Raw genomic sequence first — 12,243 nt, forward strand, 5'->3', positions numbered from 1 at the left:
TTCCTTTTAAATGTTCATGCAGTAATTTTCTGAGAGGTGTCCACTCGAACTCGTCCAGTTAACAGATCATCCATTAGTCCTTTTTTTTGGAGTTTGAGTTTGTTAAGGTAGTCTTCTTCTGCCCGGATGTGGATATTCTGTGCATCAATAATATCTGCTATTTTCTTCTGTTCTTGTATTTTTGGTTTTGCTACAATGTTTCTAGTAATTCGTTCAGGTGAGGTATGTCGTACTGTTGTACCTGTTGCATTACTAATAATGTTTTCACGAACTCTATTACTATTCATAACAAGCATCAAAAACTCCTTGTTCCATAGATTAGGAGATTTAAGAACTATTTTGCCAATTCGTTGATTGTGTAAAACTTTAAATGGCAAATCAAGCAGTACTACTCGACCTAAAATTAGCGTTTTGGGAGAAAGATCAGTCATTACGGTTAACAGATCACCATTTTTTAAAAAGGTGCTATTTGGAATAGTTCCTTGGTAATACTTGATATTATTTTTGTCAAAATAAAGTCCCCCTTCTCTATGAAAATTACCAGGGACTAAAAGGACTTCTCCTGGTGGACTGTCAGCAAAATATTCACCTTTAAAAGCATACCCATGAAGTATCTCAATTTCTTGAGAAAGAATAGTAATTTCCCAATCTTTCGGAATCCTTCCCAATGGTGAATCTTGGAACTGTTCAGGATGTGCGATCGCATCCCGGAATTCCCCATTTTTATCAAGTCCGCGAGTTAGCAAATCGTTAAGCAGTCCGGCTTTGATGTGTTTTAGCTTGGCAATGAGGGAAGAAGTGTGTGCGATCGCCGAGTCAATGCTGTCAAGAATTTCAGCAATATAGTGTTGTTCAGACTCTGATGGTACGGGTATGGTTAGTTCTACCATATCCCGTTGAAAGATATGAGGAATTGAGCTACCTGAAACTTTATCTGCAACCAGTTTCTGAAAGTTATCACCAGTTAAATAGTGATAGACATATCGTGGCACTAAAGGTGAGCGTACCCGAATAAGCATCATTGTCGAGTTAATGGTTGCCAAGCCAGGTAACTTATCAATAATGGCAACACGACCAATAGTTCCATCTTTAGTAAGAATAATATCGCCTTCCTCAAGAGCAATTTCTCTAGACTCAAGGTAGCGACGCATTGATATGTGATCGCAATCAGACCAGTTTACCTGTCCTGCTATAATGTGATTACCAGCAATCAAGTATGCCCCATCGTGAGTGTATTCAGATGCTTTAAGTCCTCGCCAACCAATACGACCTTTTATGTAAGCATACTTACCAAGTTTTTCCTCTTGCCAAACTGGTTTACTCAGCATAGCCCAATCCTACTAAAAATTTTTCCACCCGCTTGGCAGCCTCATCTCTCTTCGCCTTGATATCTCGCAAAGTTACCCTATACTTATCCCACCAATTCTCAAGCGCAGCAATCACCTGCTGACGATGGGCATTAACATAACGATTTAATTGATTCTCTAAATCATCCTTAGCAATATCTAACACTAATCGCTGACATTGTTCCATAATCAAATGCTGTCTTGCAGTCTCTAAACGCTTCACTAAATCTTCCTTTAGCTTAGTTAAAATCTTCTTTAACTGCATCAATTCTTGTTTAAGCTTCTTAATCTCAGTCTCACTTAATTTATCCTCATCTTCTAACTCTGCTTCCTCACTTTCATCATCACTCTTCTTAGCTGCTGCTAATTGACTTTCTAAATCTGTCTTTTTCGCCTCGTAACCTGCCAACTCCTGTAAATAGTCTGGTAGTAATCGCACCACTAATTTATGACTTAAAGGGTCAGAAATATTGCCGTTTTTATCATCACTACTCAAATCTGTCGTAATTGTCGCTACCCAACCTTCTATCAAGCCATCAAAATTTTGAGCAGCAATCGTTTTGAGGTCATACTGAATTTCATCCCACCAACTAGCAATCACTCCATTCACCTGAAATTCATCCAAAAACAGAAGCATCTGTTCCTGTATTGCCTCTTTTCGTAAAGCCTCAGCCTTTGCTTCTATTTGATTTTCTACTACCCCCTTAAAGTTTTGATTGGCAGCAGTTGCAAAAGTGTTTTGGTTATTATCAAACCATTCAGTCATTGTTCCTGCGACTTGGTAAGTTTCCAAAATCTTTATAGGACGAAGTGCTTCAGTAAAAGATGTGAGAAAATCAGCACGAATTTCCATCACATCCTTTTTTTCTGGCAACTTCAACAGCCTGTCTTCGTGAGTTTCCCACCAATTAAGAAAAGCATTCTTTAACCTTTTTTCCTGCTCTACTATGCCAGGGTTTGATTCCAAAATCTCCTTAATTTGATTTCGTTCCGACAGTGTAGACACAAAATCAAAATAATTTTGATTCCGTTCCACAAACAAAGTACCAGGGTCAAAACCATGAGCAATAAACGGTTCCTGTTTAGCTTCTACCTCAGCTTTGGGGATACCTCCTAAAAGATGCGCTCTTACATCATGGGGTTCTGGAGGTGGAGCATTGTCAGCATAGCGGCGAATATTGCAGTTGTAATCATTAGTGGCTAAATATTCCTTAGTCACCACTGCTGCATAACCAGGTACATTCACAAACGCTTCAAAAGTCGAGACAATTTTTTCAATATGCTCCGGCTTCAGGAAATTCTGTGCCCGCCCTGCCTGATATTCTGCATCAGCATTAATAAACAGAACCTTACCTCGACGTGACTCAGGCTTTGCATCTTTTGAGCCTCGCATCACCAAAATACAAGCTGGAATACCAGTACCATAAAACAAATTCGGTGGTAAACCAATCACCGCTTCTAGCAAGTCATCTTCAATAAATCCTTGACGAATCTCCTTTTCTACCCCACCTCGAAACAATACTCCATGAGGCATGACTGTCGCCATCATTCCTTGAGGTCGCAACACCGCTACCATGTGCTGCACAAACATCAAATCCCCTTTTTTGCCATTTTCAGGACAGAAGCCATAACGGAAACGCCCCTCGAATTTTAACTCTCTCCTAGAATAGTTTTGACTAAATGGTGGATTACTGATTACACGATCAAAACGCATCAATTCCCCACCTTCTATATGCAGTGGGTTAGCAAGCGTGTCATCATTCTCAATAAAAGCATCGGGAATACCATGCAAAATCATGTTCATTTTGCAAATTGCCCAAACGCCACCGTTAGCTTCCTGACCGTAAAGACTCAAATCTTTGGCATTTGCATTTCTTTGCGACTCCTCTAAATACTCTTTAGAGAGAATTAGCATACCGCCTGAACCTACACAAGGGTCATAGATTCGCATTTTCTGTTGTGGTTTGAGCAATCGCACCATTAATCGTGCCACATCGCGGGGTGTATAAAATTCACCCCCTTTCTTGCCTGCGGAGTCAGCAAAATGTCTAATCAGATACTCATAAGCCGCACCCAGCAAATCAGGAAATTCAAAATCCTCATTGCGGAGACGATATTTACCAAAATGCCGAATTAAATCCCGTAATTTCTGATCAGGAACTCTGGTTTTACCCATCGTCTTGTTAAAGTCAATATGGCTAACAACGCCTTCTAAAATTGGGTTTTCAGTTTCCAACGCACCCAAGGCTTTATTCAAGCCATTACCAACATCATTATGTAATTCTTTTTCGATATAAGACCAACGCGCCCGATCTGGGACAAAAAAAGTCTCGGCATAATAAGCAGGTGACTCAGCACGTTGCTCTGCTTCTGCTAAAGTGCGTCCCTTAGCTATATTTGCTTTGATAACCTGCTCGCGTTGCTCCTCAAACACATCAGAACAACGTTTCAAAAAGAGCATTCCGAAAAGATACTCTTTGTAATCAGAAGCGTCCATTTTTCCACGCAAAATATCAGCTGCTGCAAACAAATGACGTTCAAGTTGAGGTAGTGTTATTTTTCTCATAAATACATATACATAGTTAATATACTCAAGACACCTACCCCAAAACCAAATACTATTGCAAAAAAATAATTCTATTTAATTATTCCTAATAATCATGTTAGCATCGTAGTGGCAAAAAGTCAATATTGCTAACATTTTTTTACTAAAATTTAAGTCAAAATATTATTATTTTTTTAATTAAAATATGATGCAAAATTATAGTTTTCCTTGTCAAATATTAAGGTTTTATAAAATGCTTAAAAATTAAACATAGACAAGTAATTTTACATATAGTTTCAAGAATAAGATTAATTATTTTTTCAATAAAAATAGTCATTATTAATGAACATTTAATCTATATAAAATATGCGTTTGTCGATTATTAGGAGCGAATCACTATGTAAAATTGAATAGCGATTAGCTAATTAATAATGGTTAAGCTCATCGTCAAATATATCGAAAAAATAATTAGCAAAATAAGGATATAATGTTTAACTCTTTTGGATAACAGCTTTAAGCTTATCTAAAAGAGATAATGCACGGAGCGATCGCATCTTCAAAGTCTTACAATTAAACTTTTGCCAAAGATAATTTATGGGAAGTCAGCCACCTGAAACTAATATCAATTCATTTCCCGATGAACTAATACATACCCTCAATCATTTGTAAAAATTCTTTCACAACTTCATTTGGCTGCTTCTCACACTTTTTAGAGTCAAAACGTTCCACCACTCGTATTCCATGAAACCGGAACAAGCGTTCTCGTTCTTGTTCCTCTACTCGTCTTGAAGGCGTGTGCCAAGGCCCGTCAACTTCGAGAATACCCCACTTACCTTGGTGGCAAACTATAAAATCTGGTTCTAGATTCCGTCTACCTTCTGGTGAATTGAGCCGGGCTAGACTATTTGGCATGAACAGCACTCCTGCGCGATCTAATGCCTTTGCAATTTCTATTTCAGATTTTGAGCGATAGCGCAGTCCTTCCCAGGTGTAAAGCCGCCATTTTGGATTGAACAAAATCCCTTGATTGCTGATCTCCTTGTCAGGAGACTGTAAAACCTCTGGCATTTTGGCTCCATCAAGCACTACTCCTTCCAGGTTGACTCCATCTAGTTTTGTCTGAGACAGGTCAACTCCTCTCAAGCTTGCACCTACTAACTTGGCGTTACTCAAATCTGCCCCACGAAGAATTGTATAACTGAGGTCGGCATTACTTAAGTTCGCTTTTATTAAAAAAGTAATAAATAGAATTGCACTATTTAGATCCGCTGAATCTAAATTTGCTTGATGCAATCTCGCCAAACTTAAATCCGCTGCAACTAAACAAGCATTTTGTAATTTAGCCTTCTCTAATCTAGTTTGGCAGAGATAGGCGTTACTCAAGTCAGCCTCACGCAGGTCAACTCCACGCAAATCTGTTTTAACAAGACAAGCTCGTTTCAAATTCGCACCATAGAGATTGACTCCTCTCAAATCTTCTCCTTGAAGATTAGCTTGTGATAAGTTCTCTCCACGGAAATTTTTTCTGCCATCTAACAACTCGCTCATAAATTCATCTGCATCCATTGGTAGTGGCATTGGAGAACCTTTATTTAGACAACACACCAACCTTCAGTAATTAGTTATGTAACATAAATATGTTAATTTTGCATATTATTGCAACGGCTGTAGCCTCCCAACATGGGAGGTTCAATCTACTCGGTTAGGTACAAAGCATTTCTCACACGCCTGCGCGAGGCGCGACTTGAAGCTGGACTCACTCAAATAGAAGTTGCACAAAAGCTGAATCAGCCCCAGTCCTATGTTTCAAGGTGTGAATCAGGAGAGAGGAGAGTTGACGTAGTAGAGTTAACAGACTTTGCAATGATTTACAAAAAACCCTTAACCTATTTCGTTGACTTTACAACTGAAAACGAAAATCACTTAAAGGTAACGTAATCAGTATCTAGTCAAAAATATTCAGCTCATTTCACTTATGCAAAAAGGCAACCACTTAATCATTTTGTGAGTCATTTAGATCGCTTGTCTCTTGTAATCCTTAATGGCACGGGATTTCTGGTCAAGTCTGACAAGTCGAAGCAGTTGACTTAATTTTCTCCAGTTAATAGACGCGATTCCACACGACGATAAATTAGGTCAAGCCATACAGGAATCACTGGTAGACCATCACTTAGGTTTAAGATCGCCCGTTCTCGGTTAAACTCTACAAGCTCAAGCGATTGCGTTTCCCAATTCCACAACAACATAAAACGCCCACCTTGACCTGAGTTTAATAACTCAGGTTCTTGTTCTTTGATCTGTCTGAGGGTTCGACTGGCTAAGTCAAAATTTAACCCCATAGACAGCCAATATGCCATTGCTGCCAGTTCTATTAAGTTAGACCGCGAATAGTAAATGCTTCGCCCAATTCCCGTATCACCAATCACGGGGACAACTACTTCTTTCTCTCGCCAATACTGCAACTGCCGAAGGGTGCAGCCTGTAATCTCAGCAGCTTGTTTGCTTGTAAAAAATTCTTCCTGCATGAGATTTATCTTACAGAAGCAAGTTATTATACATATATGTTTTTATTGAACTTATTTGTTCAACTGTGGCATGAGCCAAATTACGATTCAGTGTCGTTTAGTAGCCAACGTTAATACTCGCCAACAGCTATGGCAGTTAATGGCAGATAAAAACACGCCACTAATTAACGAACTATTGCTTCATATTTCTGAACATCCAGACTTTGGGACATGGCGGCATCAAGGTAGATTCCCGATTAGTACGGTTAAGCAAGTGTGTGAAATGCTCAAAGCAGACCCGCGCTTCATTGGTCAGCCTGCACGGTTTTACACAAGTGCAACTACATTGGTTAACTACATCTATAAATCATGGTTCGCGTTGATGAAGCGATCGCAGTACCAACTAGAAGGTAAAATTCGCTGGTTGGAAATGCTCAACAGTGATGTTGAATTGGTAGAAAGCAGTGGTGTCAGCTTAGATAGTCTTCGCATTAAAGCTGCTGAAATTTTGACTCAACTTGTTATCCTCGATAATGCTGAAACTCAATCAAAGAATGAAAAAAAAGCTAAAAAGCGCAAAAAATCTCAAAATTCAGTTAGCGACGCTTTATCAAAGAACTTATTTGAGGCTTACGGCAATGCAGAAGACAACTTGACTCGTTGTACTATCAGCTATCTGCTCAAAAATGGTTGCAAAATCAACGATAAAGAGGAAGACGCTAAAAAATTTGCTCAACGTCGCCGTAAACTTGAAATTCAGATTGAACGCCTCAGAGAACAGCTAGAAACACGAATTCCCAAAGGTCGAGATTTAACCGATGCCAAATGGTTAGAAACTATTGTCGTTGCAACTCATAACGTTCCAAAAAATGAAGCCGAGGCGAAATCTTGGCAAGACGGCCTTTTAAGGCAATCTAGCAAAGTACCTTTCCCAGTGGCTTACGAAACCAACGAAGATATGACTTGGTTTAAAAATCAGTTTGGGCGCATCTGTGTAAAATTCAACGGTTTGAGTGAGCATAGCTTTCAAGTCTATTGTGACTCTCGCCAACTCCACTGGTTTCAACGCTTCCTAGAAGATCAACAAATTAAGAAAAATAGTAAAAACCAACACTCTAGCAGCCTGTTCACCCTCCGTAGTGGGCGTCTTGCTTGGCAAGAAGAAGAAGGCAAAGGCGATCCTTGGAAGGCTAACCACTTAACCCTCTACTGTTCTGTGGATACCCGCCTATGGACGACTGAAGGAACCAATCAAGTAAGAGAAGAGAAAGCCGAAGAAATCACTAAAACAATCACCAATACAAAAGCCAAAGGCAACCTCAATGAGAAACAGCAAGCTCACATAAAACGAAAAAACTCTACCTTAGACAGAATTAATAACCCTTTTCCTCGCCCCACTAAACCTTTATATAAAGGACAATCTCATATTCTTGTTGGTGTTAGCCTCGGTTTAGAAAAGCCTGCAACAGTAGCAATAGTAGACGGGACTACAGGTAAAGTCCTTACCTATCGCAGCATTAGACAACTACTTGGTGATAACTACAAACTGCTAAATCGACAGCGACAGCAAAAGCACTCTTTATCCCATCAACGCCAAGTAGCTCAAACGCTTGCTGCACCAAATCAGTTTGGAGAATCGGAGTTAGGGGAATATATAGACAGACTACTGGCGAAAGAGATTATTGCGATCGCTCAAACTTACTCCGCTGTAAGTATTGTCCTACCAAAATTAGGGGATATGCGAGAACAAGTTCAAAGCGAGATTCAGTCCAAAGCCGAGCAAAAATCAGAATTACTAGAAGTCCAAAAACAGTATGCCAAACAATATCGAGTTAGCGTCCATCAATGGAGCTACGGTAGATTAATTTCTATTGTTCAAAGTCAAGCCGCTAAAATCGGAATTGTCATAGAGGAGGCAAAACAGCCGATTCGAGGTAGTCCACAGGAGAAAGCGAAAGAATTAGCGATCTCCGCTTACCATTCCCGCAAAATAAACTGATTGACAAAACACCGAACCTTGACAATAAAATAAGGAAATTCAACAGCGCCGCAGTTCATGCTTGTTACAAGCCTCTGTGCTGTGTAAATTTGGGTTAGTTTGACTGCTGTTAAACAGTCTTGCTTTCTGACCCTGGTAGCTGCCCACCTTGATGCTGCTATCCCTTGTGGATAGGAATTAGGTGCGCCCCCAGTAATAGAGGTGCGGGTTTACCGCAGTGGTGGCTACTGAATCACCTCCGACCAAGGAGGAACCCACCTTAATTATTTTTTGGCATGGCAAAGCGGGGGTGATTTCCCTGGGACTCCTGCCAAAACTTTAAATCGCTTGTTTAATAAGGTTTATAGCCTTTAATGTGTCAGTTGATTTACTTTTTTAAGTATTAACTGACGGGTGATTTTGGGAGACGTGACAAAAATGCCTTCATAACTATTGGTAAATCAAGGGTTTGAAGCGCAGTGTTTCAACACCCCTCCCAGCTAGAGGCGGGTTGAAAGTTAGTGTTTTTATCGGATACTTTCGTTTTTGCGATAGTTTCAACACCCCTCCCAGCTAGAGACGGGTTGAAAGACAAAATCTTCACTGAAACAATGGGCAACTTAGTTTCAACACCCCTCCCAGCTAGAGGCGGCTTGAAAGCTAACATACTGCCACCAGTCGTTACCTTGCCCATCACGGTTTCAACACCCCTTCTAGCTTGAGACGGGTTGAAAAAAGTCATTCACAATCGGATTGGGAAGTGAAGACCGATTTCAACAACCCTTCAGATAGAGACGGGTTAAAAGATTAATATCTTATTTTTCAGATTAGCTACAAAAGGTTTGTTAAAAAGGGTGGGTTGAAAGGACTCTTAATCTATTGGTCGTAAATGTTTTGGACAAAAAAATATTTTCTAACAAGGTGAGATTAAACGCGCAGTACGTTATAGATTCTTCCTGCAATCGCCAACTGTGGGTATCTTGCAAAAGCATTCTAGGCGGTTTCTTTTAAAGTATCGCAATCACCTAAAAGTGAGATATAGGTTGAATAATATTATAGGAAAGTTACATCCTAGTTCTCTAAAGTACCATTAATTTCTCAAAGAGGACATTAATCTGTTAACAATGACATTAATTAGTGAAAAGTGACAATAATCTGTTAACAGTGACAAATAATTAGTTAATGTACATGAAGGGCTAGAAAGAGTGGGTGACGAGGGAATCGAACCCGCAACCAATAGATTAAGAGTCTACTGCTCTACCGTTGAGCTAGTCACCCACACGAATAACAATCGTAGCACAACTTCTGACAATTTAGCTAGTGCTATGCCCAAAAAAGGAATTAAAAGGGGAATTTGACAGTGAAGGTGGTTTTACCTGCTGCACTCTCTACATAAATTGAGCCGCCTAAATGTCTGACCATTTTCTGCACTAATGCCAATTCCAGCCCCGTGCCGCTATGTTTCCAAGGATCGTGTTTGGAAAGGTGATAGAAAGGTTCAAAAATCCGTGAAAGTTCATTACTGGTAAGCTCTATTCCCGAATTGGTAATATTAAGCTCGACTGTATCCCCGATCAACTGAGCAGAGACTGCGATCGCTTCCCCGGTTGGGGTGTACTTACAGGCATGGTTGAGCAGTTCGGTGACAATCCGCTCCAAATCAGTGATATCTGTCTCCAAAGGGGGCAGCGCCCGATCAACAGTCAGGTTTAACTGCTGTCGCTGGCAGTTGGTGAGGTCTCGAAAAGACTCGATAATTGGGTGAAGCCAGCTTTGAAAGTCAATGGCAATCAAGGTTGGGGGATCGGGTTCGGCTTCGAGATATGTGAGTGTGAGTAGATCGTTAATTAACTTGCTTTCTCGCCCACACTCGTTATGCAGAATCTGCAAGAGTTGCGGGACTATTTCTATCTCTGATATTTCTGCTGGTGTGAGGACACTTTCGAGAGTTTGGACTGCAAGGCTAATGCTTGTTATGGGTGTCCGCAGTTCTTGGGATAGGGTTCTGAGAAATTGGTTTTTGAGCCGATCGCTTTTTTCTAGTTCTTTTACCTGTGCCTGGTTTTGTTTGTAAAGCTGGGCTTGACGAATGGCGATCGCACATTCATTTGCAACCTGTTGCATTAGCTCAATTTCAAATTCGTCAAAAGCCTCTTGTGATGGTCTTGTCAACCAAATATTTCCTAAAATCCCTTGAGTATCAAAAATTGGACAAGCCATTTGGGACATAACTCGCAACTTTGGTTCCCATCCCGGTACAATTTCCAAAAATTGCAATGGTTGTTTTTGCAACAGCGGTTGATAAACTTCAAGATGGTCTGCAATCTGTTTGGTTAATCCTTGACACTGGGGCAAATTAATGCTGTATTCGTAAGTAATAGTAACTAGAGTTTGGCAGGTGCTGTAGAGTTCAATTTGGCAACGATCAAGGTTCAGTAACTTTGCTAATTCCTGGGTAAGCGTCTGCAACACCTGAGTTTGATCCAGACTGTCGCGGATTTGTTCTGTCATACGTCGCACCAAGGCTTCAAAGTTTCGCACCTGCTGCAACTGACTTATGTGTTTCCGTTTCTCTAACTCCATCTTGGCTTTGAGATCCTGGAGTTGCTGATGAAGTTCTGCCTGTTGGACTGCAATACCGATTTGAGTTGCCAACTGCTTGAGTAAGTCAGTTTCTGTTTGCTGCCATTGACGCGATTCACGGCAATGCTGGGCAATCAATAGTCCCCACATATCTTGCTCTTGGAAAATCGGCACGACGAGATTGGCTCTTATCTGCAAAGATGTCAGGAAATCTATATGGCAAGGATGCAAGCCGGCTGCATAAATATCTTCGACAACTTGAATGCAACCTTGCCCGTGGTGTTCTGGATGTTTGCCATTCAAGCAGGGATCGGTGATGTTTTTGCCCAACAGGGGATCGCTGGTAGCTACAGTTGATTCGGCAATGATTAATCCACTGCCATCAGCCTCGAAACGATAAATCAACACGCGATCGCAATTCAAAAACTGCCGCACTTCAATTGTTGTCTGATGCAGAATTGTCTCTAATTCTACAGATTGGTGAATCCGTCCAGCGATCGCTTCTAGCAGTTGCTCTCGTTCAATCTGGAGTCCAACTACTTGCTCTGCTTGCTTCACAGAGGTAATATTACTACTAGTACCAATCAATCGATAAACCTTGGAGTTAGCATCCTTTAGTGGCGTGAGAGTCGTACTCCACCAAGTGGGAACTCCCTGGAATTGCAAACATTGTTCGTAAGAAATAGTTGTGCCAAATTGCACGCAGTCCACATAATGTTGACGTACCTTTGCAGCATCAATAGTAGAGAGGATATCCTCTGGCTTTTTGCCCCGGAGATCGTCTGAGCGAATCCCTATCCACCGTTCATGAGTGGGATTAAGGGCCACATATTGAAAATCTCCATCCTCCAAAACATCAACTACAAATATTGATGCCTGTACAGAATCATACATGCTGAGTAGAAACTGCTCGCTACTACTTTTTTCATCTACTTCTGTGCCGAAAAGAATTTGAGGTGGTGATAATTTTGTCAACTCCATAGTTGATTCTACTGGATTTATATTCATGCGAGAGTCCCACTCTTGTATTACTGACTCTTCTAGGCGCTCTCTTGTCGTTAAGCTTGTAGTAGATGCACTTTAGCGCCTATAGCAAAGTATTGTCAGCTGTTGCTCATCGAAATTTTGATCTTTCTCTACTTCTTGTCAGAAATCTAGGAAAGCTAATAGGAGTCAGCTTAACAAAATCCTGCTTTTTGAAGGTGAAAATACATTTGCAGGTTAGGGCAAACTTACTGAAATTTTTTAACGGTTTTTCAAGATTGTTGCATATATCTAAGTGCAAAC

General features: G+C 40.6%; 8 protein-coding genes and 1 tRNA gene. 2 read left to right on the forward strand and 7 right to left on the reverse strand.

Annotated elements, in window-relative coordinates; genetic code table 11:
• Positions 1 to 14 precede the first annotated feature (14 nt).
• The 3 genes from V7K61_RS33295 to V7K61_RS33305 form a co-directional block, all read right to left on the reverse strand.
• A complete protein-coding gene (locus V7K61_RS33295) occupies positions 15 to 1,328 on the reverse strand; it encodes a restriction endonuclease subunit S (protein WP_335060383.1) in 1,314 nt (437 codons plus the stop codon).
• Positions 1,318 to 3,912: an N-6 DNA methylase gene (locus tag V7K61_RS33300; RefSeq protein ID WP_335060385.1), complete on the reverse strand. Its 2,595-nt coding sequence runs from the start codon at positions 3,910 to 3,912 to the stop codon at positions 1,318 to 1,320. Before V7K61_RS33300 ends, V7K61_RS33295 begins: the two co-directional genes overlap by 11 nt.
• A 621-nt stretch (positions 3,913 to 4,533) precedes the next feature.
• Positions 4,534 to 5,469, reverse strand: coding sequence for a pentapeptide repeat-containing protein (locus V7K61_RS33305; protein ID WP_335060387.1), 936 nt, complete (start codon positions 5,467 to 5,469; stop codon positions 4,534 to 4,536).
• 102 nt (positions 5,470 to 5,571) lie between these two features.
• On the opposite strand from V7K61_RS33305, the gene V7K61_RS33310 reads away from it, so the two are divergent.
• Positions 5,572 to 5,829, forward strand: coding sequence for a helix-turn-helix domain-containing protein (locus V7K61_RS33310; protein ID WP_190920051.1), 258 nt, complete (start codon positions 5,572 to 5,574; stop codon positions 5,827 to 5,829).
• Between the two features lie 149 nt (positions 5,830 to 5,978).
• On the opposite strand, the gene V7K61_RS33315 is transcribed toward V7K61_RS33310, so the two are convergent.
• Positions 5,979 to 6,416 (reverse strand): MerR family transcriptional regulator, encoded by a 438-nt coding sequence (locus V7K61_RS33315; protein ID WP_335060389.1) that lies wholly within the window; start codon positions 6,414 to 6,416, stop codon positions 5,979 to 5,981.
• A gap of 70 nt (positions 6,417 to 6,486) precedes the next feature.
• Here V7K61_RS33315 and cas12k point away from each other — a divergent pair, with 70 nt between their 5' ends.
• On the forward strand, positions 6,487 to 8,394 hold the full coding sequence (gene cas12k, locus V7K61_RS33320) for a type V CRISPR-associated protein Cas12k (RefSeq protein WP_335060392.1): 1,908 nt from the start codon (positions 6,487 to 6,489) through the stop codon (positions 8,392 to 8,394).
• 463 nt (positions 8,395 to 8,857) lie between these two features.
• Here cas12k and V7K61_RS33325 read toward each other — a convergent pair whose 3' ends face one another.
• From V7K61_RS33325 to V7K61_RS33335, 3 genes are all read right to left on the reverse strand, one after another.
• Positions 8,858 to 9,115, reverse strand: coding sequence for a hypothetical protein (locus V7K61_RS33325; RefSeq protein WP_335060394.1), 258 nt, complete (start codon positions 9,113 to 9,115; stop codon positions 8,858 to 8,860).
• 464 nt (positions 9,116 to 9,579) lie between these two features.
• Positions 9,580 to 9,651 (reverse strand) — tRNA-Lys (locus tag V7K61_RS33330).
• 63 nt (positions 9,652 to 9,714) lie between these two features.
• A complete protein-coding gene (locus V7K61_RS33335) occupies positions 9,715 to 11,964 on the reverse strand; it encodes a PAS domain-containing sensor histidine kinase (protein ID WP_335060396.1) in 2,250 nt (749 codons plus the stop codon).
• Positions 11,965 to 12,243: the final 279 nt, after the last annotated feature.

It is taken from the genome of Nostoc sp. (assembly GCF_036918015.1).
Taxonomy (GTDB): domain Bacteria; phylum Cyanobacteriota; class Cyanobacteriia; order Cyanobacteriales; family Nostocaceae; genus Nostoc.